Source organism: Vreelandella halophytica (genome assembly GCF_968193635.1).
The window spans coordinates 1,297,517-1,323,914 of record NZ_OZ309107.1 but is presented as its reverse complement, the minus strand read 5'-3'; the positions used below and the strand labels follow the sequence as shown (position 1 = coordinate 1,323,914).

Annotated in this window: 27 protein-coding genes; 10 read left to right on the top strand and 17 right to left on the bottom strand. The window is 60.7% G+C overall.

Annotation, left to right across the window (positions count from 1 at the left end):
• Positions 1-2: 2 nt before the first annotated feature.
• From ACWHXT_RS06230 to ACWHXT_RS06190, 9 genes are all read right to left on the bottom strand, one after another.
• The gene (locus ACWHXT_RS06230; protein WP_447957630.1) at positions 3-1,265 is read right to left on the bottom strand and encodes a SufS family cysteine desulfurase; all 1,263 of its coding nucleotides are present in this window, start codon (positions 1,263-1,265) and stop codon (positions 3-5) included.
• Positions 1,266-1,292: 27 nt separating this feature from the next.
• Positions 1,293-2,633, bottom strand: coding sequence for a Fe-S cluster assembly protein SufD (sufD, locus tag ACWHXT_RS06225; RefSeq protein ID WP_447957629.1), 1,341 nt, complete (start codon positions 2,631-2,633; stop codon positions 1,293-1,295).
• The gene (gene sufC / locus ACWHXT_RS06220; protein ID WP_447928614.1) at positions 2,630-3,379 is read right to left on the bottom strand and encodes a Fe-S cluster assembly ATPase SufC; all 750 of its coding nucleotides are present in this window, start codon (positions 3,377-3,379) and stop codon (positions 2,630-2,632) included. The genes sufD and sufC overlap by 4 nt, the downstream gene beginning before the upstream one ends.
• Positions 3,380-3,447: 68 nt before the next feature.
• Positions 3,448-4,890, bottom strand: coding sequence for a Fe-S cluster assembly protein SufB (gene sufB, locus ACWHXT_RS06215; RefSeq protein WP_447957628.1), 1,443 nt, complete (start codon positions 4,888-4,890; stop codon positions 3,448-3,450).
• A 71-nt stretch (positions 4,891-4,961) separates the two neighbouring features.
• A complete protein-coding gene (locus ACWHXT_RS06210) occupies positions 4,962-5,426 on the bottom strand; it encodes an SUF system Fe-S cluster assembly regulator (RefSeq protein ID WP_447928612.1) in 465 nt (154 codons plus the stop codon).
• 214 nt (positions 5,427-5,640) lie between these two features.
• Positions 5,641-5,979 carry a zinc ribbon domain-containing protein YjdM gene (locus ACWHXT_RS06205; RefSeq protein ID WP_447957627.1) on the bottom strand — a complete coding sequence of 113 codons (339 nt, stop codon included), beginning with the start codon at positions 5,977-5,979 and terminating at the stop codon, positions 5,641-5,643.
• Positions 5,980-6,054: 75 nt separating this feature from the next.
• On the bottom strand, positions 6,055-6,528 hold the full coding sequence (locus tag ACWHXT_RS06200) for a YbhB/YbcL family Raf kinase inhibitor-like protein (protein WP_447957626.1): 474 nt from the start codon (positions 6,526-6,528) through the stop codon (positions 6,055-6,057).
• Positions 6,529-6,599: 71 nt separating this feature from the next.
• Positions 6,600-7,139, bottom strand: coding sequence for a hypothetical protein (locus ACWHXT_RS06195; RefSeq protein WP_447957625.1), 540 nt, complete (start codon positions 7,137-7,139; stop codon positions 6,600-6,602).
• Between the two features lie 73 nt (positions 7,140-7,212).
• Complete coding sequence (locus tag ACWHXT_RS06190) at positions 7,213-7,584, bottom strand: thiol-disulfide oxidoreductase DCC family protein (protein ID WP_447895634.1); 372 nt, start codon at positions 7,582-7,584, stop codon at positions 7,213-7,215.
• A 73-nt stretch (positions 7,585-7,657) separates the two neighbouring features.
• On the opposite strand from ACWHXT_RS06190, the gene ACWHXT_RS06185 reads away from it, so the two are divergent.
• On the top strand, positions 7,658-8,119 hold the full coding sequence (locus ACWHXT_RS06185) for a flavodoxin family protein (protein WP_447957624.1): 462 nt from the start codon (positions 7,658-7,660) through the stop codon (positions 8,117-8,119).
• Positions 8,120-8,715: 596 nt separating this feature from the next.
• Here ACWHXT_RS06185 and fadA read toward each other — a convergent pair.
• Together fadA and fadB are read right to left on the bottom strand one after the other, a co-directional pair.
• Positions 8,716-9,894 carry an acetyl-CoA C-acyltransferase FadA gene (gene fadA, locus ACWHXT_RS06180; protein ID WP_447928607.1) on the bottom strand — a complete coding sequence of 393 codons (1,179 nt, stop codon included), beginning with the start codon at positions 9,892-9,894 and terminating at the stop codon, positions 8,716-8,718.
• Between the two features lie 24 nt (positions 9,895-9,918).
• Entirely contained in the window at positions 9,919-12,090 is a 2,172-nt protein-coding gene (gene fadB, locus ACWHXT_RS06175) for a fatty acid oxidation complex subunit alpha FadB (protein WP_447928606.1), read from the bottom strand.
• A 271-nt stretch (positions 12,091-12,361) separates the two neighbouring features.
• Here fadB and ACWHXT_RS06170 point away from each other — a divergent pair, with 271 nt between their 5' ends.
• Together ACWHXT_RS06170 and slyA are read left to right on the top strand one after the other, a co-directional pair.
• Positions 12,362-13,513: a DUF5924 family protein gene (locus ACWHXT_RS06170; protein ID WP_447957623.1), complete on the top strand. Its 1,152-nt coding sequence runs from the start codon at positions 12,362-12,364 to the stop codon at positions 13,511-13,513.
• A gap of 73 nt (positions 13,514-13,586) precedes the next feature.
• Positions 13,587-14,039, top strand: coding sequence for a transcriptional regulator SlyA (gene slyA, locus ACWHXT_RS06165; RefSeq protein ID WP_447528341.1), 453 nt, complete (start codon positions 13,587-13,589; stop codon positions 14,037-14,039).
• Positions 14,040-14,096: 57 nt separating this feature from the next.
• Here the strand turns inward: slyA and ACWHXT_RS06160 are convergent, their stop codons facing one another.
• Positions 14,097-14,615 carry a preprotein translocase subunit YajC gene (locus ACWHXT_RS06160; protein ID WP_447528340.1) on the bottom strand — a complete coding sequence of 173 codons (519 nt, stop codon included), beginning with the start codon at positions 14,613-14,615 and terminating at the stop codon, positions 14,097-14,099.
• A gap of 151 nt (positions 14,616-14,766) precedes the next feature.
• On the opposite strand from ACWHXT_RS06160, the gene ACWHXT_RS06155 reads away from it, so the two are divergent.
• Complete coding sequence (locus ACWHXT_RS06155) at positions 14,767-15,219, top strand: universal stress protein (protein ID WP_447928603.1); 453 nt, start codon at positions 14,767-14,769, stop codon at positions 15,217-15,219.
• Between the two features lie 44 nt (positions 15,220-15,263).
• Here the strand turns inward: ACWHXT_RS06155 and ACWHXT_RS06150 are convergent, their stop codons facing one another.
• Positions 15,264-17,180: an ATP-binding cassette domain-containing protein gene (locus ACWHXT_RS06150; protein ID WP_447957622.1), complete on the bottom strand. Its 1,917-nt coding sequence runs from the start codon at positions 17,178-17,180 to the stop codon at positions 15,264-15,266.
• Between the two features lie 89 nt (positions 17,181-17,269).
• On the bottom strand, positions 17,270-18,922 hold the full coding sequence (locus tag ACWHXT_RS06145; RefSeq protein WP_447957621.1) for a fatty acid--CoA ligase: 1,653 nt from the start codon (positions 18,920-18,922) through the stop codon (positions 17,270-17,272).
• A gap of 186 nt (positions 18,923-19,108) precedes the next feature.
• Here ACWHXT_RS06145 and ACWHXT_RS06140 point away from each other — a divergent pair, with 186 nt between their 5' ends.
• Entirely contained in the window at positions 19,109-19,969 is an 861-nt protein-coding gene (locus ACWHXT_RS06140) for a TatD family hydrolase (protein WP_447928600.1), read from the top strand.
• A gap of 2 nt (positions 19,970-19,971) precedes the next feature.
• A complete protein-coding gene (locus tag ACWHXT_RS06135) occupies positions 19,972-20,457 on the top strand; it encodes a hypothetical protein (RefSeq protein WP_447928599.1) in 486 nt (161 codons plus the stop codon).
• On the opposite strand, the gene ACWHXT_RS06130 is transcribed toward ACWHXT_RS06135, so the two are convergent.
• Positions 20,454-21,014, bottom strand: a complete 561-nt coding sequence (locus ACWHXT_RS06130) for an elongation factor P hydroxylase (protein WP_447928598.1) — start codon at positions 21,012-21,014, stop codon at positions 20,454-20,456. The genes ACWHXT_RS06135 and ACWHXT_RS06130 overlap by 4 nt on opposite strands.
• 154 nt (positions 21,015-21,168) lie before the next feature.
• Here ACWHXT_RS06130 and ACWHXT_RS06125 point away from each other — a divergent pair, with 154 nt between their 5' ends.
• The 3 genes from ACWHXT_RS06125 (at position 21,169) to ACWHXT_RS06115 (ending at position 24,401) form a co-directional block, all read left to right on the top strand.
• The gene (locus ACWHXT_RS06125; RefSeq protein WP_447928597.1) at positions 21,169-22,581 is read left to right on the top strand and encodes an MATE family efflux transporter; all 1,413 of its coding nucleotides are present in this window, start codon (positions 21,169-21,171) and stop codon (positions 22,579-22,581) included.
• Between the two features lie 8 nt (positions 22,582-22,589).
• Entirely contained in the window at positions 22,590-23,588 is a 999-nt protein-coding gene (locus tag ACWHXT_RS06120; protein ID WP_447957620.1) for a DUF3080 family protein, read from the top strand.
• A 108-nt stretch (positions 23,589-23,696) separates the two neighbouring features.
• The gene (locus tag ACWHXT_RS06115) at positions 23,697-24,401 is read left to right on the top strand and encodes a hypothetical protein (protein WP_447928595.1); all 705 of its coding nucleotides are present in this window, start codon (positions 23,697-23,699) and stop codon (positions 24,399-24,401) included.
• A 30-nt stretch (positions 24,402-24,431) separates the two neighbouring features.
• On the opposite strand, the gene tusA is transcribed toward ACWHXT_RS06115, so the two are convergent.
• A complete protein-coding gene (gene tusA, locus ACWHXT_RS06110; protein ID WP_447957619.1) occupies positions 24,432-24,674 on the bottom strand; it encodes a sulfurtransferase TusA in 243 nt (80 codons plus the stop codon).
• A 27-nt stretch (positions 24,675-24,701) separates the two neighbouring features.
• Between tusA and ACWHXT_RS06105 the strand changes: the two genes are divergently transcribed.
• Positions 24,702-24,989, top strand: coding sequence for an antibiotic biosynthesis monooxygenase family protein (locus ACWHXT_RS06105; RefSeq protein WP_447528329.1), 288 nt, complete (start codon positions 24,702-24,704; stop codon positions 24,987-24,989).
• A gap of 21 nt (positions 24,990-25,010) precedes the next feature.
• Here ACWHXT_RS06105 and rlmM read toward each other — a convergent pair whose 3' ends face one another.
• Complete coding sequence (rlmM, locus tag ACWHXT_RS06100) at positions 25,011-26,078, bottom strand: 23S rRNA (cytidine(2498)-2'-O)-methyltransferase RlmM (protein ID WP_447957618.1); 1,068 nt, start codon at positions 26,076-26,078, stop codon at positions 25,011-25,013.
• Positions 26,079-26,398 lie beyond the last annotated feature (320 nt).

Sequence of the window (26,398 nt, the reverse complement as noted above, 5' to 3'; positions counted from 1 at the left end):
CGCTATCTCACCATTCCAATGACCCGTTTAAGCGCGGCGACGAAAATGTCGATCTCTTCCAGCGTATTATACGCGGCAAACGACGCACGACACGTGGCTTCGACACCAAAATGGTGTAAAAGCGGCTGGGCGCAGTGGTGGCCGGTACGAATGGCCACACCCAACTGGTCGATCAAAAGCCCGATATCCTGGGAGTGGGCGCCGTCGACCACGAAGGACAATACCCCGGCCTTGTGCGGCGCGGTACCGATGATCCTGAGCCCGTCGATCTCGCTAACGCCTTGGGTGGCGTGATCCAAAAGCGTGGCTTCCCACTGGCCGATCTTGCTCACACCGACGCCCTCGACCCACTCGAGCGCCTGCCCCATGGCGATGACCTCGGCAATCGCCGGAGTGCCCGCCTCGAACTTGTGCGGGGTCTCGGCAAACACAGTACCCGCGTCGAAGGAGACGGTCTTGATCATCTCGCCGCCCCCCTGCCAGGGCGGCATGGCATCCAATAGCGCCTTCTTGCCGTAAAGCGCGCCGGCCCCGGTGGGCCCGTACACTTTATGGCCGGAGAACGCGTAGAAATCCGCGTCCAGATCCTGAACATCGATCGGCTGATGGGGGGCGGCCTGGGCGCCATCGACCAGGATCAAGGCGCCGTGCTGGTGCGCCAGGTGCGCCAGCTCCTTCACCGGGTTGATGGTCCCCAGGGCGTTGGAGACGTGGTTCACCGCGACCAGTTTCGTGCGCTCGCTCAAAAGCGCCTGGTAGGCGTCCATATCGAGCGCCCCATCCGCGTCTACCGGAATCACCTTCAGGGTAAACCCTCGCTCGGCGGCCAGCATCTGCCAGGGCACGATGTTGGAGTGGTGCTCCAGCATCGAGATCAACACTTCGTCACCCTTGGCGAGGTTTTGGCGGCCCCAGCTCTGCGCCACCAGGTTGATCGCCTCGGTGGTGCCTCGGGTGAAGATGATCTGGCGCGTGTCTTCGGCGTTCAAAAACGCCTTGACCCTGGCGCGGGTGCCCTCGAAGGCCGCGGTCGCTTCATCGGCCAGCGTATGCAGGCCACGGTGAATGTTGGCATTGAACCGCGAATAGTAATCGTCGAACACGTCGATCACTCGTTGAGGCGTCTGGCTCGTCGCGGCGTTATCCAGATACACCAGGGGCTTGCCGTGAACTTCCCGGTGCAGTACCGGGAACTGTTCGCGCAGCGCCTTCACATCAAAAAGCGCATCAAACGCCGAGCGCGTCTCAATCGCGGTGTCGAACATGGCTCGCTCCTCTCACTGGTTAAACGCTTACTCGTTAAGCGCGGCGGCAATTTCAACCAGACCCGCCAGGTTGAAGCGCTCGGGTAGCTTGCCGGCCACGGCCAGTTCGACCCGCTCGGCAATCGCATCGAGGGTGACCTGCTCGAGCACTTCGCCGGCGAAGGCCAGGGTCAAAAGTCCACGCGCGGTGGCTTCGTCGATACCCCGGGTACGCAGCGCGTAGACCGCCTCTTCATCGAGCTGGCCGGTGGTCGTGCCGTGGGAGCACTTGACGTCATCGGCATAGATTTCGAGTTCGGGCTTGGCGTCGATGTGCGCGCGGTCCGAGAGCAGCAGGTTCTGGTTGCTCTGAAAGCCTTCGATCTTCTGGCTGTCACGTTTGACGTAAACCCGGCCGTTGAACACGCCGTGGGCGCGATCGCCGAGGATGCCCTTGTAGTTCTCGTTGGAGAACGTCAGCGGCGCGTTGTGGTTCACCTTGGTGTGGTTGTCCACGTGCTGGCGACCCTGGCCGAAGAACAGTCCGTACAGGTTGGTATAGGCGTTTTCGCCGTTGAGATCAGCGATGATGTCGTTACGCGCCAGCGCCCCACCCAGGTTCAGATTATACGAGGTGTAGACGCTGTCGCGGCTCTGCTCGACGTGAATGCTGGCGACGTGGAAATCCCCCAGCGGTGCTTCCTGAAGCTTGTAGTGGTTCAGGATGGCGCCACGGTCGAGCATCAGCTCGGCGACCACGTTGGTGAAGTTGGTGGCATTCGCCTCACCAGCGTAATGCTCGATGACGGTCGCCTCACTACGCCCACCGGCCTCGACCAGAATGCGCGGGTGGCTCATTACCGCCTCGCCCTCGCGGGAGAGAAACTGCAGTATGATCGGCTTTTCCACCACGGTATTAGGGGCGATGCGCACCACCGCGCCCTCTTCCATAAAGGCGGTGTTGAGTGCTGCAAAGGCGGAAAAGTCGACGCTGGTCAGCCGACCCAGGGGGCCGCCGACCGCTTCGTGATTCTCTTCGAGCGCTTTGGAGAGCGTGATTACCTGCACGCCTTCCGGCAGCGAGTCGACGTCAGAAAGCGCTTTGGAAAAAACACCGTCGACGAAGCTCAACCGATACGCTTCGATTGGTAACGTCAGCGCCGCCGCCTGGGCCTGGGAGAACTCGGCGGTGTCGGCCAAAGCGAAGTTCGACTGGGCGATGGCGCGCACGTCGGTGTATTTCCACTCTTCGTCACGGCGGGTAGGAAAGCCCACCGCCTCGAAGCGCGCGGCACCCGCCTGGCGGCGCGCGGCGATCCAGCTCGGCTCGCCGCTGTAGTGCGTGCTGCGCGTTTTCAGGGTGTCCAAAAACGTTTGGGTGTCGCTCATGCCACGGACTCCTCGATACCTTCGTACCCGTTCGCCTCAAGCTCTTTGGCAAGTTCGGCATCGCCGGTTTTAACGATGCGGCCATCGACCAGTACGTGCACTTTATCCGGCACGATGTAGTCGAGCAGGCGCTGGTAGTGCGTCACCAGCAAAATGGCGCGCTCCTGAGCGCGCAGGCTGTTCACGCCGTCGGCCACGACCTTCATGGCGTCGATATCGAGCCCTGAGTCGATTTCGTCGAGCATGGCAAGCTTGGGCTGCAGCACGAGCATCTGCAGGATCTCGTTGCGCTTTTTCTCGCCGCCGGAAAAGCCTTCGTTGACCGCGCGCTGCAAAAAGCTTGCGTCCATTTTCATGAAACCAAGCTTCTCTTTGATCAGCTTCATGAATTCCGGGGCCGGCATTTCGCCTTCACCGCGGGCCGCACGTTGGGCGTTGAGCGCCGATTTCAGAAGGTAGATGTTCTTCACCCCCGGAATCTCGACCGGGTATTGGAAGCCGAGCAGCAGACCCGCCTGGGCGCGCTCTTCGATCTCCATCTCGAGCACGTCCTTGCCTTCGAACGTGATACTGCCCTGGGTGACTTCGTAGCCATCCTTACCCGCAATGACAGCGGAAAGGGTCGATTTGCCCGCGCCGTTAGGGCCCATGATGGCGTGGACTTCGCCGGCGTTGATGGTCAGCGTCAGGCCCTTGAGGATTTCGTTGCCTTCGACGGTGACGTGTAAATCGTTAACTTCCAACATAGTATTAGCCCTTCAAAATCTTGCGGGTCGCCGCGGCGACGCTTGACAGTAAATGGTGGCGCAGGCGCTTAGCCGACCGCGCCTTCCAGGGTCACGTTCAAAAGCGCTTCGGCTTCGACGGCGAACTCCATGGGGAGCTCCTGGAAAACGTCCTTGCAGAAACCGTTGACGATCATGCTGACCGCATCTTCTTCGCTGATACCCCGGCTCTGGCAGTAGAACAGCTGGTCTTCGCCGATCTTGGAGGTCGTCGCCTCGTGCTCGATCTTGGCGGTGCTGTTGCCGATTTCCTGGTAGGGGAAGGTGTGCGCGCCGCAGGTGTCGCCGATAAGAAGCGAGTCACACTGGGTGAAGTTACGCGCGCCCTTCGCTCTAGGTCCGATCTTCACAAGGCCACGGTAGGACTGATCGCTGCGCCCGGCGGAAATACCCTTGGCGACGATATAGGAGCGCGTGCCTTCGCCGATATGGATCATCTTGGTGCCGGTGTCCGCCTGCTGGCGCCCGTTGGTCACGGCCACGGAGTAGAACTCACCGATGCTATCCTTGCCGCGCAGCACGCAGGACGGGTACTTCCAGGTGATCGCCGAGCCGGTTTCGACCTGGGTCCAGCTGATGCGCGCACGGTCGCCGCGACACTCGCCGCGCTTGGTGACGAAGTTGTAGATGCCGCCAACGCCGTTTTCATCGCCCGGGTACCAGTTCTGCACCGTGGAGTACTTGATGTAGGCGTCATCGAGTGCCACCAGCTCGACCACCGCGGCGTGGAGCTGGTTCTCGTCGCGCATCGGCGCGGTGCAGCCTTCGAGATAAGAAACCTCGGCGCGGCTTTCGCAGACGATCAGCGTACGCTCGAACTGGCCGGTATTGGCCGCGTTGATACGAAAGTACGTCGAAAGCTCCATCGGGCAGGTCACGCCTTCCGGTACGAATACGAAGGAGCCGTCGGTGAACACCGCCGAGTTGAGCGCGGCGAAGTAGTTGTCCGCCTTCGGCACCACGGTGCCCAGATACTGTTTGATCAGTTCCGGATAGTCGCGAATCGCCTCGGAAATCGAGCAAAAAATCACGCCCGCCTCGGCCAGCTCCTTTTTGAAGGTCGTGGCCACCGACACCGAGTCGAACACCGCATCGACGGCGACACCGGCAAGGGCGGCGCGCTCGTGGAGCGGAATGCCGAGCTTTTCGTAGGTTTCCAGAAGCTTGGGGTCGACTTCGTCAAGGCTCTGCGGCATGTCTTCCGGGCGCTTGGGCGCGCTGAAGTAGGAGATTTCCTGGTAGTCGATCGGCGGGTAGTCCAGATGCGCCCAAGAGGGCTCTTCCATTTTTAGCCACTGGCGATAGGCGTCCAAACGCCACTCGAGCATCCACTCCGGCTCGCCCTTCTTCTTGGAGATAAAGGCGATGGTGTTTTCGTCTAGGCCAGGTGGCAGCGTATCGCTTTCAATGTCGGTGACAAAGCCGTCCTTGTATTCACGACGAACCAACTGTTCCATTTCTTCGGTAGCCATGGTCGTACCCTCCAGGCAATTGGGTGGCGAGCCTGCTCGCCGTCCATAAAGTTAGCGCCTTTGCGAGCCTGCTAAGCAGACGCCGCCGACAGGCTGATCGTTTGAATCGGTAGCTGTATAGGCAGCTTGATCGGCGTGGTGTCCGCCAGGTGCGAAAGCGTGACGCTTTCCAATAGGGTGCGCAGCGCCATGGAAACGCGCTGCCAGTTGTCCGCGACGCCGCAGGTGGCGGCCAGCTCACACTCGCCTTCGGCGTGGCTGCACTCGGTCATCGCCACCGGCCCTTCGATCGCGGTAATAATATCCGCCACGGTAATTTTCGATGCGGGCCGCGCCAGCTGGTAGCCGCCCTGGGCACCACGCTGCGAGGTCAAAAGACCCGCCTTGACCAGCATTTTGAGCGTCTTGCTGACCGTTGGGTGGGGCAAATTGACGACCTGAGCCAGATCCGCGCCCGCGTGGGACACTTCGGGATAGCGGGCAATTTGCGCCATGACCACCGCCGCGTAGTCGGTTAGCCGAGAAAGCTTGAGCATGGGGACTCCCGGTGGGTGTCGCTTTCAATTGAGGACCATTTTAGTCCTGTATGAAAATGATGTGAAGCCCCGGACACCATGATTGAGCAAAAAGCGCTATTTCTTTGCATGATCGACGCTTTTTGAATCATAAAAGCCAATCATTCTCATTTATAGATACTATTGGACGGCCACGAAAAAGCCCGCCGGGTTAGCGGCGGGCTTCAAGGTGCAATCAGGCTTTTTTGACGAATTGCGACTTCAGCTTCATAGGGCCGATACCGTCGACCTTACAATCGATATCGTGGTCGCCGTCGACCAAACGGATATTTTTCACTCGGGTACCGACCTTGACCACCGTCGAGCTGCCCTTGACCTTCAGGTCCTTGATGACCGTGACGTTGTCGCCATCGACCAGCGGGTTGCCGTTGGCGTCGCGAATGACGTTTTCGGCCTCCGCGGCTACCTCGCCCTCTTTTGACCACTCGTTGCCGCACTCGGGGCAGACGAACTGTAGGCCATCATCGTAGGTAAAAGCGGAATTACAGGCGGGACAGCTGGGCAGATCGCTCATCGAAGGCTCCATCGCGGACAAATAAAGCGATGGAGCCTACACCGATTAGGCGATTTTCACCAGCCTTAAGCAGGCTTAGCGCTGATAGGTGCCCACCAGGCGGTTCATGCCCAGAAGGTGCGGCTCGACTTCCTTGAGCAGCTCGCCCAGTGTCAGACCTTCCGGCAGCGACGTTTGACGATCCAGCGCCAGCACCCAGAAATAATAAAGGTGCTTGCCGTGATTTTCCGGGGGCATGGGGCCCGCGTAGCCAGGCTTGTCGAAGTCGTTATTACCGAACGTTCCCACCGTGGCATCTTCCGAGAGCTCGGTGATATCGTCGGGCAGGTTGTAGACCAGCCAGTGTACGAAGCCGTAGGCACCGTTTTTGACCAGCGGCGCGTCCGGGTCGTGACAGACCACCGCGTACCCGCGGGTGCCTTCCGGTGCATCCTGCCAGGCGAGCGGCGGTGAGAGGTCGTCGCCTTCACCGGTATACTGCGCGGGAACCGGCTGATGGTCGGCAAATGCGGAACTGGTTACTTTCATCGAAGAGAGTGCAAACGCCATGATCGGCTCCTTCGTTGCAACTATGACTGAGAATGACGGCCCGGCGGCAAACATCTTCGCCGGCTACCGGGTTAATAGGGTTCAAGCGCGCCGGGATGGCGCTGCTGCCACTGGCGGGCCTTGACTACGTTCTCGGCGTTGGTTTGCGGATTCAACGCGCCGGTAAGCTCGATATAATCGCCCTGGGTCCGGCTCGTTATCAGCGGGTCCTGGGTGGCCAACTCGAGAGCGTAAAGCGCCAGCATCAGCTCGAACGCATCGTTTGTATCCAGCCGAGCAAACAGCAGCGGTACGGCGGGCAGGCCGATCTCGCCAAGCTGCTCGGCGGCGACGTAGCGTACACCGCTGGCGCCGGGTGCGACAAACCGCTGATCGGCAAGGCGGCTAACGTAATAGGCGGCTTTCTCTTCGGGGCTTGTGATCAGTGGGGGCGTCCAGTAGACATCCGTCGTGCCATAGCGGGGCGTGGCAACGTAGGCCGGTGTTGCCGGCGTGGGCGCGGGCTCGCTTTGCGGTGGCGCGACGGGCGGCGGGGTTCGCCCCGCGCAGCCAGCGATGAGTAACGTTAGTGCCACCACGCCCGGTAAAGCCCAACAGTTTCCCTTGTTCATCACGATTCCCTATGCCGTTATCCGTTGGGCGACCGCTCGAAATCGGCCGCCTTCACTTGCCGTACGCCGGCGGCTAAGACCAGCGCCCCTGACGCTTCAACCGCTTCTCGACCCAATGGTCGTAGTAGCGGCGCAGGCCCTGCTTGATGCCGGGCAGGCCGATAATATACGCCCCGGGCGAGAGCCAGGGAATACGTTTCATGAGCAGCCGGTAAGCGTCGATGCCTTCGATGATGCGCCCATCCTCGAGTTCGATATGCAGCGAGCGAAGCGCGGTCTCCCGGGCGATGCCGTGCTTTGCGAGCGTCTGCTCGTATTCGGCAACGTCACACCAGACGACATCACGCCCGCGCTTCCCGGCGAGGCGCTCGAACCGGCGCCGCTCCCGGCGGCAAAGGGGGCATTGGCCGTCGTAATAGACGTTGATCTTGCGGGCAGAGGACATATAGGCTCTCTTGAGTGACTGCCCCTCAGTGTGGCACGTCCCCCGGCACACGCAATATGAAAGGTTCATGCCGATGAAGCGTTTACTGATCGTCGCCCACGCGCCCTCCCCCAATACCCAGGCCCTTCTTGATGCGGCGGCTAAAGGCGCCCGCGATAGCGCCATCGACGCGGTGGAGTGCGTAGTGAAATCGCCCTTCGAGGCCGGCGCCGACGACGTCAACGTCTGCGACGCCATCCTTCTGGGCACCCCGGAAAACCTGGGCTATATGAGCGGCGCGTTAAAGGATTTTTTCGACCGCAGCTACTATGGCATAAGCGATTACAAACGCGGCCTGCCCTGCGCACTCTACGTACGCGCGGGCCTCGACGGAACAGGCACCCGCCGAGCAGTCGAAAGTATCTGCAAGGGGCTGGGATGGCGCTTCGTTCAGGACCCGCTGATCCTGAAGGGCGAATGGCAAGAGGCGTTTATCGAGCAAACCCGGGAGCTCGGTCTTTATATGGCCGCGGGGCTGGATAACGGGCTTTTTTAGCTCGCGCTGGGGTATCGCCCCCCCCCTAAGCGTAATGCCGATCAGTTAAGGCTTTTGCCTACCCACAACGAGCGGTAAATCTATTGTAGCAGCGCGTTGCGCTGCGCCGCTGGCTAAAGCCTGCTCTTACGAGGGATGGGGCACGACTCCATTGTAGGAGCCCAATTCCATTGGGCGATGGCGGCGATAGCCGCCCTTCGGTGGCGACGGCACTTTTGGTTGCCATCATCACCAACCCCGGCAGCGCGTTGCGCTGCATCGCTGGCTGAAGCCTGCTCCTACAAGGGATGGATGCAAGATTTCGTTGTTGTGGAGCCCGCTTCAGCGGTGGTCCGACAATTCGGCGAATGGCGCCGTCAGGCGCCCTGGCCAAGCCACCCGTCGCGAGCTAAAGCTCCGTCCCACAGGTGATAGCCAAGCTTAACTGATCGGCATTACCCCCTAAGCGGGGTTTTTTCGCCAGGGATGGCGAAAGTAGCGTACAGGGAGGTATTTATAGCGCCCCGCGCAGGGGTCCCCGATACTGCTCACCGCCGGACTCAAACCCAACAAAAAAACGGCACCCTACTGGGTGCCGTTTTCGATTGATTGAGCGCTTACTTGAGTCGTTCGAACACCGTCGCCACGCCCTGGCCCATGCCGATACACATGGTGGCCAGGCCCAGCGTCGTGTCTTGCTGGCGCATCACGTTCAAAAGCGTGGTGCAGATGCGCGAGCCGGAGCAGCCCAGCGGGTGGCCCAGGGCGATGGCGCCGCCGTTCAGGTTGACCTTCTTGTCCAGGTCGTCCAAAAAGCCCAGATCCTTCAACACTGGAATGCCCTGGGCGGCGAACGCCTCGTTGAGCTCCACGGTTTCGATGTCGCTTGCGGAAAGCCCTGCCGCTTTCAGCGCCTTTTTGGACGCCGGTACCGGGCCGTAGCCCATGATGGACGCATCGCAGCCCGCCACACCGGTGGAAAGCACCCGGGCGATCGGCTCGAGGCCCAGCGCCTGAGCGCGCTCGTAGCTCATTACCGCCATGGCGGAAGCCCCCACCGACAGCGCCGAGGACGTACCGGCGGTGACGGTGCCGTTGCGCGGATCGAACACCGGCTTGAGCCCGGCCATCGACTCCATGCTCGCGTCGCCGCGCACGACTTCGTCATGTTTGAAGTTAACCAGGCGCCCTTCGCTGTCGTGGCCTTCGACGCCGATGATTTCGTTGTCGAAATAGCCGTTCTCGTTGGCGGCCTTGGCGCGTTGGTGCGAGCGCACGCCGAAGGCGTCCTGCTCTTCGCGGGTGACGCCGTGCATCTTGCCCAAAAGCTCGGCGGTCAGGCCCATCATCATGGCGGCTTTGGCGGCGTACTTGCTGGCCGCCGGGTTGACGTCGACGCCGTGGGCCATGGGTACGTGTTCCATGTGCTCCACGCCACCGATGATGTACATGTCGCCCATGTTGGCCTTGATGTTGGCCGCGGCGATATGCAGCGCGGTCATCGACGAGCCGCACAGACGGTTGACGGTCTGCGCCGGCACGGTGCGCGGGATACCGGTCATGATCGCCGCGTTACGCGCAATGTTCATCGACTGCTCGAGGGTCTGGTTGACGCAGCCCCAGATCACGTCGTCGACCTCAGAAGGGTCCATGTTGGGGTGTCGCTCGAACAGCGCCTGCATCACCGCCGCAGAAAGGTTCTCGGCGCGGACGTTGCGAAAAGCGCCGTTCTTGGCCTTGGCCATGGCAGTACGAACACCGTCGACCACCACGATATCTCTCGGATTCAAACTCATTACAATGCTCCTGTACGCGGTGACTTAGGCCTTGCCCTGATAGAAAAACTCGCCGTTTTGCGCCATCTGCTTGAGCTTTTCGGTCGGCGCGTAAAGCGGGCCGAGCTCGGCTGCGAGCTCTTCGGCCTGGGCGACGAATTTGTCCACGCCCATGGCGTCGATGTAGCGCAGCGCCCCACCGCGGAAGGGAGGGAAGCCGATGCCGTAGATCAGCGCCATGTCCGCCTCGGCGGGCGAGTCGACGATGCCGTCTTCCAGGCAGCGCACGGTTTCAAGGCAAAGCGGCGTCATCATGCGTGCGATGATGTCGTCATCGGAGAACTCTTTTTGCTCGCCAGCTACTTCCTTGATCAGGGCGTAGGCTTGGTCGTCGCTGACCTTCTTGGGCTTGCCCTTTTTGTCTTCCTCGTAGGCGTAGAAGCCCTTGTCGTTTTTCTGGCCCAGGCGGTCGTTTTCATACATCACCTGAATCGCGGTCTTGCTTTCGCGGGCCATACGGTCCGGGAAGCCTTCCGCCATGACGTCGTTGGCGTGCACTGCGGTGTCCATGCCGACCACGTCCAGCAGGTACGCAGGCCCCATCGGCCAGCCGAACTTCTCCATGACCTTGTCGACGTGCTGGAAGTCCGCGCCCTGCTCGACCAAAAAGCTGAAACCGCCGAAGTAGGGAAAGAGCACGCGGTTGACCAAAAAGCCGGGGCAATCGTTGACCACGATCGGCGTTTTGCCCATGGCGCGGGCATAGGCCACGGTAGCGGCGACGGCTTCATCCGAGGTTTTCTCACCGCGAATGACTTCGACCAGGGGCATGCGATGCACCGGGTTGAAAAAGTGCATGCCGCAGAAGTTTTGTGGGCGTTGCAGGTTCTGCGCCAAGCGGTTGATGGAGATCGTCGAGGTATTCGAGGTCAAAATGGTGTTCTCACCGACGTTCTTTTCGACCTCGGTGAGCACGCCTTCTTTCACCTTCGGGTTCTCGACCACCGCCTCGACGACGAGATCGACGTTCTCGAAATCCCCATAGGAGAGCGTGGGGCGAATGTTGGTGAGCTTCTCGGCCATCTCTTCAGTGGTGAACTTTTTACGCTCGACCTGCTTGCCGAAAAGCTTGCGCGCCTCTTTCAAACCAAGCTCGATCGCTTCCGGCTTGATGTCTTTCATGATGATCGGCGTGCCCTTGGAGGCGCTCTGGTAGGCGATGCCGCCGCCCATAATGCCTGCCCCCAGTACCGCGGTCTGCTTGACCGGCTGGGCCTTCTTCTCGTACTGACCGGCCTTTTTCTTGACGACCTGGTCGTTCAGGAACAGCCCCACCAGGTTGAACGCCACCGGACTCATGGCGAGCTTGCCAAACGCCTTGGCTTCAATGGCCTGGGCACGGTCGCGCTCTTCGCCGGCGCCTTTCTGGATCACCTTGATGGCCTCGATCGGCGCGGGATAGTGCGGGCCCGCCTTGCCGGCCACATACCCCTTGGCAGTCTCGAACGCCATCATCTGCTCGATGGCGTTGAGCTTAAGCGGGCCTTTTTTCTCGTCGCGGCGGCTTTGGTAATCGAGCTCGCCGGTGCTGGCGCGATCGAGCATATCGAGAGCGGCGGCGTCGAGCTGATCATGAGCGACCACGGCGTCGACGGCGCCCATTTTGAGGGCGGCCTCGGGGCGGTTTTCGGTGCCGCCGGCGATCCACTCGATGGCGTTATCCGCGCCGATGATGCGCGGTAGGCGCACACAGCCACCCCAACCCGGCAAAATGCCCAGTTTGGTTTCGGGAAGCCCCATCTTGCCCTTCTCACTCATGACGCGAAAATCGCAGGTCAGGAGCACTTCGCACCCGCCGCCCAGCGCCAGGCCGTTGATCGCGGCCACGGTGGGAAACGGCAGGTCTTCGATGGCGTTAAAAATCGTGTGAACCTTCTGGTTCATCTCGACCAGATACTCTTCGCCCTTGTCGAACAGCGAATGGAACTCGGTGATATCCGCCCCGACGATGAAGACGTCCTTGGCGCTTTTGATCATCAACCCTTTCAAGCCGGTTTCGGACTCGATCGCGCTGACCGCCTCACCCAGTTGTGCAATGACGGCGCTCGAAAGCTTGTTGATGGACTCATCTTTCAAATCGAAAGTGAGCACTGCGATGCTATTGCCACCTTGGGTGTCACGACGCTCCACCGTGATGGCGTTGCCTTGATAGATCATCCGCGCTATCTCCACAGGTACGGGCTCTACAGATTCGGGCAGGCTACCCCGCAGGCGGCCTGCCGCGTATTTCATACGGTCGTTTGATCGCTTAAGCTTGGTTGAGTTGCCATGTAACGTCAAGCCTTCCAAAGGCGGGTATGACGCTGTGACTGCGCATATAAAGCGATGTTCAAGAGTCCGGGCCTTGCAGCGCAAGGGTCAGCGAAGCACTATCGACTTTCGTTGCAAACCCGGAGATTATAGACGTTTACCATTTGAGTTGACCTCCATGGGCGCTTTTTTAACCCCTTCCCGCGTGGCCGCTTTACAAAGGCGCGCTGAACGTATCGTTGTGCTCGTCAAGCCCTGGACGTTTCTCTGGCCGCCGATTGCTTTTGCCGCGGGCCTTGGCAGTTTCTTTCTGGTGGACCGCCAGCAGTGGCTAGGTGCGGCACTGGCGCTTGGACTTTTGTTCGCTTGGGCATTGATGCTCTCGGAAAGCGTGCTTTCCCGCGTGCTGAGAAAGCGCGGCCAAGAAGGACTGCCGCGCATGGTGACCACCTTCATTGCCCAGATGATTCACCAGGAAACGCTTTTTTTCACCCTGCCCTTCATTTTGATTACCACGGTGTGGAACAGCGGCCAACTGCTTTTTGCGCTGCTGGTCGTGGCGATGGCGGTTCTCTCGATCGTCGACCCGCTCTACTACAAGTTAGCCGGCCACTCGCGAAGTCTCTACTTTCTATTCCACGCCCAGTGCGTTTTTTTGGTCGTGCTGGTGATACTGCCGATCATGCTACACCTGACCACCGGGCAGAGCCTGGTGCTCGCCCTGGGGTTGACCGTGCTGATCGCGCTGCCAAGCTTTTGGCATCTGGTGAAAAAGCGCTCGCTTCTGCGCTGGTGCCTGTTTTTATCGCTGCTGCTGACGCTGGCCTTTGCCGGCTGGCTGGGCCGGGTGTGGGTGCCACCGGCCACGCTATGGATGACCAGCAGCGCGCTCTCGCCCGATTTCGATATCCAGCAGCGAAGCCCTTTAGGGGAGATGGCGCTAACGCCCGACGCCCTTGCCGGTAACGGGCTCTACGTTTACACCGCCATTCGCGCCCCTCGGGGGTTGAGCGAAACCATCCACCACGTCTGGCATCACAACGGCCAACGAATGGATAGCGTCGAGCTCGATATCAGCGGCGGGCGCGAGCAAGGGTACCGGGCCTGGAGCCACAAGCTCAACTTCCCCGTCGAGCCCACCGGCAACTGGCGAATCGATATCATGACCGCGGGCGGCCAGCGATTGGGATTGATCCGTTTCGTCGTGGCCGAAGAACCCGACCAGGCGAGTCTGGCCGACGGTCGAATACGTGCAAGCGGGCTAAGCCGGTTGAATTTAGGGCGTTTTATCCCCGGGCGTAGCGAAGGCCCGGAGGACGAGGCGAAGTAGTATTGCGCCAGGTGCTTGCATTCAGCGTTCCAGGTTATGACAATTTACTTAACACACTTATGGGCAGCGACTTATGGCTTCATCAATTGGTTTTCGAATTGCGCGTTTACCGCACCTATGGCGCTCTATTCTGGATCGAAGACTGGCGCCGCTTGGCCTGACCCAGACCCGCTGGGTCACCCTTTATCACTTGTGGCGCCTGGGCGAAGGCCACCCCCAGTGCGATCTGGCCAAGGTCATCGGGGTCGAGGCGCCGTCGCTGGTGCGTACCCTGGGACAGTTGGAATCCCAGGGGCTGATCGAGCGCCGCGCCTGCGATAACGATCGCCGCAGCAAGCGCATCTACCTGACGCCAGAGGCGATGCCGCTACTCGAAAAAATCGATAACGTTGCCAAACAGGCGCGAGAAGAGATTTTCGAAGGGTTGAGCGACGAGGAAGTCGAAAAGCTCAATGAGGGGCTGGCGATCATCGAGGCCAACGCACTGGCCATTCAGGCCCGGGACCAGGAAGGCCCCGGGGTGTAGAGGCGGGGCTTAAAGACAGAGAGCTTAAAGGCGGGTCTTAAAGACAGAGCTAACGACCTAGCGGCCGTGGCTCGATAAAGCCAAATGGTCGGCCTGGCCGCCAAGCGAGTGAGTGATCGCCCTAAACGCCGTCAGATAGCTTTCAAAACGCGCGGCGTCCTGAGACTCCCACCACCAGAGCGTGAGCGTCTGCGCGTTGGACTCGATCACCAAAGCGTCCTTGGGCAGACGCTCCAGCAACGCTTTTAGCGCGGCCTCGGCCTCTTCGGGTAGCGGCCTAAGAGGCGCAATGCGCCAGCGCCAGCCGGCGTGAAACGTGTCCAGCGCTTCGCTTGCATGACTTTCCCGCAACAACACGAAATCCGGCCCCGGCGCGTTTTGCGCGTAAGCCCAGCGATAAGCGGGCATGGTCCCTTTGAATCCGTGCAGCGGTGGGGAGGCCATTTTAACGCCCACTTTCTGCTGGCGGGCATAGGCCCTTAGCTTGACCTGGCGTTTTTGACGCGGGCTGGGCTTTAGCCACATGACCGGCGAGACAATAAACATCAAAACCGCCACCACGATTAACCATGCCATTCGGCCATTCTCCTGCAAACGCTTTAACCCGGCGTCGCTGTGTGCGTTAAAAAACCTTGATTCAGATCGTTGTTAAGCCTTGGCGCAGCGCTTAAAGTAAACATTACCCAACAAAGGTGCCCTTTGTTGCTTATTGCGAAGGAGATGGGCCATGAGCTATCACCATATTCTGGTCGCGGTCGATTTGACCAAGGATTCCCACAAGGTGCTCGAGCGCGCGATTGCCGTATCTCAGCGTAACGAGCACGCCAAAATCTCGATCATGCACACCCTGGAGCCGTTGGGGTTCGCCTACGGCGGCGATATTCCCATGGATCTGACCAGCATTCAGGATCAACTGGACGATCACGCCAAAAAGCGCCTCGCCGAGATCGCGATGCCCCACGTCCAGCCGGAAGACCAGCACGTGGTCGTGGGTATGCCGGATACGGAAATTCACCGCTTCGCGGGCGACCACGGGGTCGATTTGATCGTCGTGGGCTCCCATGGGCGCCACGGTTTTGCCCTGCTGCTCGGTTCCACCTCGACCGGGGTGCTGCACGGTGCGCCCTGCGACGTGCTCGCAGTGCGCGTAGGCCACAAAGGCGAACAGACCGACGAGTAAGCAATCGGGCGCCCTTTCGGGCGCCCTGCCTTCGCCTGAACCGCTTAGCCGTTGGCCATCGCCTCGAGTTCCATCCAGCGTTCCATGGCACTTTCCAGGCGCGCCTGAACGCCCTCCATTTCCTGGAGCTTCGCGGTCACCTCGGTAGCGGGTTTTTGATAAAACCCAGGATCTCCCACGGTTTGCTCCAGCGCCGCCACCTCGCTTTCCAGCTTTTCGATCTCGCCGGGTAGGCTATCCAGCTCGCGCTGTAGCTTGTAAGAGAGCTTGGCCTGCTTTTTGGGAGGCTCGCTTTTTGGCTTTTCGCTGTCTTTTGGCGTCTCTTTGCTGGTCGGCTCGGTATGCTGACGCGCCGCGCCTTCCCAGGGCGCCGGGGGGAGCTTGCCGCCCTGGCGGATCCAGTCGGTATAACCCCCCACGTATTCCCGTACCACGCCTTCGCCCTCGAAGGCGAACATGCTGGTCACCACGTGATCCATGAAGGTTCGGTCGTGGGAAACCAGCAGGAGCGTGCCGTCGAAATCGAGCAGCAACTCTTCCAAAAGCTCCAGGGTTTCCATATCCAGGTCGTTGGTCGGCTCATCGAGCACCAGCACGTTGGCCGGCTGGGTGAAGAGCTTGGCCAGTAGCAGCCGGTTGGACTCACCGCCAGAGAGCGCCTTCACTGGCTGGCGCACCCGGTCCGGGGTGAACAGGAAATCCTGCAGGTAGCTCATTACATGGCGGTCGCGCCCGCCAACGCTGACCCGGTCGCTGCCCTGGGCCACGTTGTCGTAAACGGTTTTTTCGAGCTCGAGCCCGGCGCGCAGCTGATCGAAGTAAGCGACTTTGAGGTTGGTGCCCAGTTGAACGCTGCCCTCGGTCGGCTCGAGCTCGCCCAGCAGGATTTTCAAAAGTGTCGTCTTGCCCGCGCCGTTGCGGCCCAAAAAGCCGATACGATCGCCGCGCATGATCTCGAGGTTCAGGTCATCGAGAATGGTGTCGGCGCCAAAGCGCTGGGTCACGCCCTTGAGCTCGACCACGCGCTTGCCGGTACGCTCGCCGCTGTCCACAGAAAGGTTCGCGCTGCCCTGGCGCTCGCGACGCTGGCTGCGCTCACTACGCATGGCTTCCAACGCGCGCACACGGCCTTCGTTACGGGTACGTCGTGCCTTGACGCCCTGGCGAATCCACACCTCTTCTTGGGCGAGCTTTTTGTCGAACTCGGCGTGCTCGCGCGCCTCCACTTCCAGCTCGTGCTGCTTGCGCGCTTGGTACTCTTCGTACTTGCCCGGGTAGCGGCCGAGCTTGCCCCGGTCGAGCTCCAGAATGTTGGTCGCCAGTTTGGACAAGAACGCCCGGTCGTGGCTGATCAGCAGTACCGCGCCGTTGAAGGCGAGCAGCTGCTCCTCGAGCCAAGCAATGGTGTCCAGGTCCAAATGGTTGGTGGGCTCGTCCAACAGCAGTAGATCCGGCTCGGAGACCAGCGCCCGGGCGAGCGCCACCCGCCGGCGCCAACCGCCGGAGAGCGCATTCATCTCCGCCTCTGGCGGTAGCCCCAGGCGGGTGAGCACTACATCGATACGTTGGTGAAACGACCAGCCGTCGATCTCCTCGATGCGCGTTTGCAGTTTGGCCATCCGGTTCATGTCCGGGTCCGCCGAGTTGATCAGCTGATGATACTCCGAGAGCAGCTCGCCGGCTTCGGGCAGGCCCATGGCGACCACATCGAAAATCGTCATACCGGAAGATTCCGGCAGCTCCTGGGCGAGCACGCCCACTTTCAAGCCCGGGGCGCGCCAAACCGTACCGTCATCCGCCTGGATATCGCCGGCCACCAGCTTTAAAAGCGTCGACTTACCGGTGCCGTTGCGACCCACCAGTGCCAGCCGCTCGCCCTTCTCTACCGTAAGCTCGGCGCGGTCCAGCAGGGTTTGTGTGCCATAGGCCAGTTGCAGCTGTTCAAGTCGTAACAGGGTCACGCAGTATCCTCCATCGTCGTGTGGCGCACAGTGTAACGCATGGCCCTGGCGAACGGGGAAATCGAATCACCGCATGTTAAGAGCGCCCTTTAGAGCGCGCTGCGAATACGCTTTTTGTCCAGTTTTCCGACGCTGGTCTTGGGAATTTCGTCAACGACATGCACCTCTTCCGGGATGGCCCAACGATTGAGTTTGCCCTGCTCGACCAGCGGCGTTAAAAAGGCCTTGAGCGAGGCGGGCGTGGGCGGATTATCGACATCCCGCGGTACGATCCAGGCCGCAGGGCGCTCGCCCCACTTGTCATCGTTCACCCCGATGACCGCCACTTCCGCGACCTCCGGGCTCTGGCTGATATGGTTTTCAAGATCCAGCGATGAAAGCCACTCGCCGCCGGTCTTGATGACATCCTTGATACGGTCGCTAATCGACAGAAATCCGGCTTCGTCCAGCGAGCCAACGTCGCCGGTGTAGAGCCAGCCATCCCGCCAGAGTGCTTCGCTGCGCTCTTCTTCCTTGTAGTAGCCTTGAGTCAACCAGGGCGCCTTGACCCGCACTTCGCCCACGCTTTTGCCATCCTGAGGCAGTGGATTGCCATCGGTATCAACGACCTGAATGCTGACAAAGGGCGTGGGCAGGCCCGCCTTGCAGCGCCAGGGCAGCTGGGTTTCGAATGAGGCTCGTTCGACGTGACGCGGCAAAACGTCGACGGTCAATAGCGGGCAGGTTTCCGACATGCCGTAGGCGCTTCGCGTATCGATACCCAAATCCCAAGCCCGCGCTGCCAGGCGCTGGGTCAAGGCGCTGCCGCCGACCAGTACTTTCCAGCCGCTTAGATCCACCTTTTGTGAGGCGACCTCCTCGGCGCTGACGACCATATTGAGAAGCGTCGGCACGCAGTGGGAGAAATCGACCTTCTCTTCCACCAATAACCGGACCAGCATCTCGGGCTCGTAGCGCCCCGGGTAGACCTGGGTGGCGCCCAACAGGGTCGCGGTATAGGGCACGCCCCAGGCGTGAACGTGAAACATCGGGGTGATCGGCATGTACACCTTGTCCCGGCTGAGAAGCTCGACACCCGATGCCTGAAACAGGCTTGCCTCGTTCAGGGTGTGCAGTACCAGCTGGCGGTGGGTAAAAAAGACGCCCTTGGGATTGCCCGTTGTCCCGGTGGTGTAAAAGAGCGTAGCCACGGCGTTTTCATCGAAATCCGGAAAATCGTAGTGACCAGGTTTTTCGGCGATCAGTGCTTCGAACTCGCCGGCGAGGTTCAACGTGGTCTTCATCTCTCGCGATGTCTCCTGGCAGAGCACGTAGCCGCGCACCTTCTCGAGCTTGTCGGCCAGCGGCTCCAGCAGGGGTACGAAATCTTCGTGAACAATGACGAAGACATCTTCGGCGTGCTCCATGGTGTAGCGAATCTGCTCCGGCGCCAGGCGGATATTCACGGTATGCAGTACCGCGCCGATCATGGGAATGGCGAAAAAGCACTCCAGGTAGCGGTGGCTGTCCCAGTCCAGCACCGCCACCACGTCGCCCGCCTCGACGCCCTGGGCCTTGAGCATATGAGCCAGCTGATGAACGCGCTCACTAAAGCGGCGGTAATCGTGACGCCCCTGATCGCGGTAGACGATCTGGTTGTCCCCGGCCATGCGTACCCCGGCTTCGAGAAGCGACTTGATCAGTAGCGAAGGAGTGCTGGCCGAGGGAGTCGACGGAAGGATTTTAGGCGTGATCGTGGTCATCGGCGCATTCCATTATAGGGTATTGTCAAACGTCGGATTGTCGACACTAGTGTCGATGGCCGCCGATGTTGACGCAATGCATCTCGCCCTCCCCTTTGGTATTAGCCGCCTTCGCCGTTAAAACGTTACAATGCGCCATTGCCCGCCTTTTGATTAGATCACCCCATGAGCAAAGAGGAGTCTGGTTTGACAGCCACCCATGCGGAGTCGTTATTGCCCGAGGCGCTCGAGTTTCGCCCTCGCGAGGCGCTGGTGGATATCGGAGCCAACCTCACCCACGAAAGCTTCGAGCGCGACCTGGAGGCGGTGATCAGCCGCGCCCGCGCCGCCAACGTGACCACCCTGATCGTCACCGGCACCGATGTGGCCCACGCCGAGCAGGCGATTGCCCTGGCCGAGCGCTTTCCCGGCCTGTACGCCACCGCCGGTGTCCATCCTCACGATGCCAGCCGCTGGAATCAGGACATTGCTCGGCAAATGGCGGCGCTGCACAAAGAGCGCGCCGTCGTCGCGGTCGGTGAGTGTGGGCTGGATTTCAACCGCAATTTCTCCACGCCCCAGGCCCAGGAGAAGGCGTTCGAGGCCCAACTAGGGCTCGCCGCGGAAAGCGGCCTGCCGCTATTTCTTCATGAACGCGACGCCGGCCCGCGCATGCGCGAGATCCTCAAGGCCTGGCGCGACGATATCAGCCAAGCGGTGATCCACTGCTTTACCGGTGAGGCGGCAACGCTTTACGGCTATCTGGATCTCGACCTGCACATCGGCCTGACCGGCTGGATCTGCGACGAGCGCCGCGGCCATCACCTTCGAGCGCTGGTGAAAGACATTCCGCTCAACCGGCTGATGATCGAGACCGACTGCCCGTACCTTTTGCCGCGTAACCTGCCGGCCAAGCTTAAAGGCCGCCGCCACGAGCCGGCGCTGCTGCCCTGGATCGCCAAAGAGATCGCCCACTGGCATAGCGTCGACGAAGACACCCTCGCTCTCGAAACCACCCGTACCGCCCAGCGCTTTTTCAACCTCGACAGCGCCCCGAAGGAGACGTAAAAGTGGCCGATTTACCTGGATTTATCGCCATCGAAACCGGCGAAGAAGATGGCCTGCCGCTAGCCATTGCCTGGTCGCTAAAAGATGGGCGCATCAAGCAGACGCTGATTCAGCCCGACGACAGCTGGATCGACGAAGATTCCAACGTCTCCGGCGCTTACAGCATCGAAGAACTCGAAAGCCTGGGCGTAAGCCCCTTGGACGTTATCCGCGAGCTCGAGACCGACCACTTCTCGTCCACGCTCTATACAAGCGACAACGGCGAAGACGAGGCCGCGCTTGCCCGGCTTTTCGATACCTACGGGCTCGACCCCTTTGTCGAGCTCGCCCCGGCGCATGTGCTCTACGACCGGCTGACCAACGGCGAGTGGCATCGCCTGCGCACCGACACCTTTAGTGACCGGGGCCTCGAACCCATGCGCGCCGAGCATGAAGTCGAGGTGATGCTCGCTATGCACCAGCGCCTTAACGAGCGCGACGAAGACTAATCGAGCGCCTCGATACCCGCTTCGATGGCGCCGGGGATCGACGCGCCGTGTTGGTAAAAGCGCGTAAGGGCATGGCGGAAAGCGTTGGCGCGCTTTGGCAGACACTCCTCTTCATAGCGCGCGGCGCGGGCCAACACCTTTGCTTCGAACGCTTGACGGTCGACTTCCGCCTCACCACCCAGGTTATCGACGCTTACGTTGAACGTTCGTCCGCAGGCACGGGTAAGCAGATACTCCAGCGCCTGGGGAGCGATTTCGGCCTTTTCGAAGGCCGCTTGCTGGTCGGTGTCGCGCCCGTCGGGTAGATACCAATAGCCATAGTCCTCTAGCTGGCGGCGTTTCTCGCCGGCGATACACCAGTGACTGATTTCGTGCAGGGCGCTGGCGAAAAAGCCATGGGCAAAAATGATCTGGTGGTACGGTGTGGTAGCGCTTGCCGGTAGATACAGTGGCTCGTCACCGCCCTTGATCAGCCGGGTGTGGTAGGTGGATGCGAACACGCCATCGAACAGCGCCGTCATATCCGCAAGCGTCCAACGCTCAAGAGTCTTTGTCACTATCGCTTCGCTTTCATGGTTAAAAGAGGCAGGTAAACGTAATACTGGCGCCGCCGCAGCCGGTGTTTTAAACGCCTTCTTCAGGCGCAAATTTCAGCGGAATTTGCTACGCTAGCGCCCTTTCATGACCCCCTCACCCTAGAGGAGCCTTATCGTGGGCGCCGCCTTGTATCGTATCAAATCCACCTATTGGCCTGAAACACGCGTGCTGATCGTGCTGGCTCTGCCCATCGTAGGCGCGCAGCTTGCCCAGGCCGCTATTGGCGTCGTCGATACCATGATGACCGGGCGCTTCAGCGCCACCTCGCTTGCCGCCGTTTCGGTCGGCTCGAGCCTCTGGACCCCGCTGATGCTCTTCATGACCGGCACGCTAATGGGGCTGACGCCGATCGTTGCGCACCTGCTGGGCGGCCAGCGCGACGCCGACATTCCCAAGGCCGTGCATCAGGCGCTCTGGGTCGCGCTGGCGCTGGGGCTAGTGGCGGCGTTTTTGCTGCGCACCATCACCCTGCCCATTTTCGAGCGTATGGACGTGCCCACGGATGTCGCCCTCGAGTCCAGCCGCTATTTGGGGGCGGTGGCCTTCGGGATGCCGGGCATCGCCCTCTTTCAGGCGCTTAGGGCCTTCTCGGACGGCATGAACCATACGCGCCCGGCGCTCTGGATTAGCCTGGTGGGGCTTTCGATCAACGTGCCCAGCAACTACGTGCTGATCTATGGTGGCGAGGGCCTGGTGAGCATGTTCGGGCCTTGGCTTCCCGCGCCCATTAGCGGGCTTCCAGCGCTGGGGGCGCTTGGTTGCGGTATCGCCACGGCCCTTTCCATGTGGTGTATGGCACTTTCCATGGCCTACTACACGACGCGCAGTCGTAGTTACCAAAACGTTTCGCTTTGGCAGCGTATCTACCCCCCCGGTTGGCCGGGGATTCGCGAGCTAATCGTGGTCGGCATGCCGATCGGCGTGGCCATTTTCGTCGAAGTGACGCTTTTCACGCTGATTGCCCTGTTTATCGCAAGCCTGGGCGAGGTTACCGTCGGCGCGCACCAGATCGCGCTGAGCTATACGTCGCTGCTGTTCATGCTACCGCTATCGCTGAGCATGGCGCTCACCGTGCGCGTGGGCAATACGCTGGGCCAGGCGCGGCCGGACCATGCCCGCCACGTCGCCTGGAACGGCATTGCGATCAGCGTGATCATCGCCGCCATGAATAGCGCATTTTTGTGGGTCACCGCTAAACCGGTCATCGCGCTTTACACGTCCAACCCCGAGATTCAGGCACTGACGCTGACCATCGTGTCGCTGGCGGTCATATTTCAGCTATCGGATTCGCTGCAGGTGAACCTGGCGGGGGCGCTGCGCGGCTACAAGGATACCCGTATCGTGATGGTGATCACCGTGCTCTCTTACTGGATCGTGGGACTAGGTGGGGGCCATTGGCTGGGCACCCATGGGCTTTTTGCGCTCACCGAACCGCTCGGCGTTCACGGCTACTGGATCGGCCTGATCGCCGGACTCAGCACCGCCGCCCTACTGCTAGGCTGGCGCTTGAAATGGATCAGTCGTTAAGGGGGAGTATGAAGCGCACTCTAGTGGCCCTGGCAACGGGGCTCTTGACGAGCTTTCTGGCAGGCTGTGGCAGCGCCGACGACCCGGCCTGGGTGGATTACCACCGCACGCTTACGCGCGCCCTCGACGCTGAACCCATCGAGCGCCGGGACCCGGATAACATTGGCGCGTTCGTGGCCCAGCGCGAGCGGCTGATCGATATTATTGATGTGCGCGAAAGCATGCTCAACGTCTATGCGCTGCGCGAGTGCGATATCACCTCCCTTGTCGCGGCGCGCAACAATCAATTGGGCCGTGTCGCGCCGCCCAGTCAGCACTGGCTTTACGAGCGTGAGCTTTGGCAGCGCCTCGAGCGCTGCGCCGGTAACGGGGTCACCGATTCGCTCAGCGAGGCCGACCAGACCCGTCTGAAAACGCTGACCGAGCTCAAGACGGCCCAGCTCCCCTCCGTCGGCTGGAATGCGCTGTTTGATTCCGAGGAGTGGGAGAAAAGCTTCTCCCGCGCGAGCCAGCCATTAGAGCTTCGCGCGCTGCCGGATATGACCCAAGCGTTCGAGGCGCTTGGCTATCTCACGACGATGGTGGAGAACACTTATAGCCTCGAGTGGCAAGCCGACTCCGCCACCCTCGAGAACCATCTAAAAACGCTGCAAGAGCGCCCGCTGACCGCCGAGGTGCTTCGCACGCTGCAGCTGGGTAGCCAGCGCCTGACCGAGGCCAACCGCTTACTGGCCGAAAACGTCGGGAGAGGCCACTGCCTGCCCCCCTGGGATCAGGCCTGGCTGGATCGAGCTGCAAGGGCCAGCCAGCACTGGCTTGGCGCAATCAACACCCTCATCGACGCGCACGATGTAACGCCGCCCCAAGCCGTCGCCGCGTATCAGCAACGCTGGCTCTCGCTCGAAAGCCCCAATGCCCCTTGGCCGCGGTTTCAAATCGCCCGGCTGGAACACCTGGCCCTGCGCAGCGTTTACCCCGTCTGCCCCTCTGAGTCAGCCGTTGACTAAAAATCGGCTGAGCCCTCTTAAATTAACGCCCAACCTGTGCTATTGGTTTAGTTACGCGGTAGGCAGTGCCTATCAACGTCGTGACCACGCAGCACCAGGAGGGATACTATGGGTACACCCCATTCAACCCACTCTGCCCAGGTCATCGACCTGGAAACCGCGCGCCAACGTCATCAGGCGCGCAAGTGCGTGATCCGTCTCGCCCCGGAGCTTGACGGTCTCGAAATGGTTTACCAGCTCGCTGCGAGTCCCGACACCTTTTACGGCCTGCCTATTCTGGCCTGGGGGCTGCGCGATGACGGCAACGTCGTGGGCCTTGTCCCGTGGATGGACACGCTAAGCGCTTGTAACGAGCTCAATAGCCAGGAAAACGGCCACTTTATCGGCTATCGCGATCCGGAAACCGAAGAGATTTTCGACACGCCGCCGGAGCACAAACATACCGAGCTTACCGCGGCGGCGGAGTACTTCGAGTACGAAGCCTCCAAAGAAGTGGCGCTGATCCAGCAAATCCCCGACACCCTGGGCACTCATGCCCTGTGCATGAACCACCCCGACGCCCCCTGGCACATGAAGCCGGTGTACGGCTGGCGTCTATATAGCAATGGAGGCGTAGAGGCGCTGCTTGCCGATGAAGAGCAGGCGCAAATGACGCCGATCATTTTAGGCGACAAGTGCCTTTACGACGCCCACACCCGACATCAAACCGTTTACTTCTTCCAGCGCCATATCGCCAACCGAATTCTCGAAGAGGATCCGGCCACGCTCGAGGCACTGGCGATGATGGTCGTCCCCGGCGACGAGCCCTATTAAAGGGCGTTCACATCCCTGGCGCCTGGCCGCTCACGCCAGGCGTATAAAGTAGCGATACTCGCCTTCGTGCTCTTGGGAAGTTAGCAGCTCGTGGCCCAAAAACTGGCAGAACTTGGGCACATCTCGGGTGGTCGCGGGATCCGTGGCAATCACCTCTAGGGTTTGTCCCGGTTCCATATCCCTTACCTTGTTATGCATAAGCATAATGGGCTCGGGGCAGTAGAGGCCTGTAGTATCCAGGGTAGCGTCAAACGCTGGCGTGGTATCGGTCATTTCTGGTCTCGGCAAGGAAGTAGGCACATGGTTAAAGTTATCATCGAACGACGCATCATGCCCGGCCTGGAGGAGGAGTACGAGCAGGCCGCCCGCCAAGCGATGCGCGTCTCGCTCGGCGTACGCGGCTTCGTCGGTGGCGAAACCCTCGTTAAAATCGGCCAACCGGACCGCCGCTTGATGATCACCAAATGGCGGGATCTACGTGCCTGGAACGAGTGGCATCAAAGCGAAGCGCGGGCAGACGCCATGGCGCGTATTTTACCCCTTCTTACCGAGGATGAAACCGTGCAGATTTTCGAGTCGGTTTCCTGATTTCGGCCCGGTTCAAAGGCGTCAGGATAAAAGCCTTACGTGTACCGTGACTTCCTCCCGGTCGTGATAAAGGTGGCGACAGCGAATTTGCGCGCGTACGCCGGCTTTTGCAAGCGACTCCTCCAGCCTGCTCAAACAGCGTACCACTTCATCCCAGCGCTTTTTCATGGGCAGCTTGAGGTTGAAGATCGCCTCGCGGCACCACTTCTGTGTCAGCCAGCGCTCGACCATGGTCAGCACGCGAACCGGTTTGTCGACGATATCGCACACCAGCCAGTCCAGCCGCCTATCCGGCGCCCAGATAAAGCCATCCTCTTTTAAGTGGTCGACCTGGCCGCTTTGCATCAACGCCTTGTCCATCGGGCCGTTGTCGATCGCGTATACGTACATGCCCCGCTGCACTAGCTGCCAGGTCCAACCGCCTGGAGCCGCGCCCAGGTCGGCGGCCTGCATGTGCTCGGCCAAGCGCTCATCCCACTCCTCCCGGGGTATGAACTCGTGCCAGGCCTCTTCGAGCTTGAGCGTCGAGCGGCTCGGCGCCCGCGACGGAGAGCGCAACCTTCTAATACCGTTTTTGAGCTCGCTGCGATTGCCTGGAAAGCTGATACCGAGCTGCGCTCGGCCACCGTCGGTCCAGAAAATATGCAGTCGCCGACCACCGGCCTTACGCCGCAGCGCGCCGCGTTTTTTCAAAAGGCTTTCCAACGGCTTGGTCAACGCCTTGATCAGCCCGGCCAGCGCCTTGCCGTCATTGGTATCCGGCGTTTCGTGCCAGATCTCCTCGAAGCTCCAGCGGCTTAGCTTGACCTGCTCGAGAATCGGGGTAAGCCGGTCGTCTTTTGAAAGCGTCAGCGGTGGCAACGCGGCCAGGCTTTGGCGCGCGAAAATGAGCTTTTCAAAGTGGGCCTCACGATGCAGCGCATTGACCGGCTCTTCGTCAATACGCGTCAGACTCACCCACCCCTCCCCCAGCGTTGGCGTACAGGCAACGCCACTCTGAGCCGCGTGATACTGCAACTCCGCCAGCGCGTCGGGCTCAAAGCCTGGGCGGCAGTACACCAGCCACGTTGTGGGCGCTATTTCACTCACGGTTACTCCATTTAACGGTCGCGTCATCGTGCGCGCATCATATCATTTATCGTCCCAAACGGCGCCCGTGCCGACACGGGCGCCGAAACGGATGTCGGGCACGGTGCCGGGAGCGCGAAGGCTCCGATGTCCCGGTTGTGCCCCCCGTTTTGTAGGAGCAGGCTTCAGCCAGCGATGCGGCGCACCGCGCCGCCGGGGTGGATGGCGGGCACTGTGCTCGCTTCAACCCCGGGCGGCTGACGCCGCCATCGCCCAATGAAATTGGGCTCCTACAAGGGCGCGGTGGCGCCGAGGCCTTGTTGTGCCACTGTCTTTGTAGG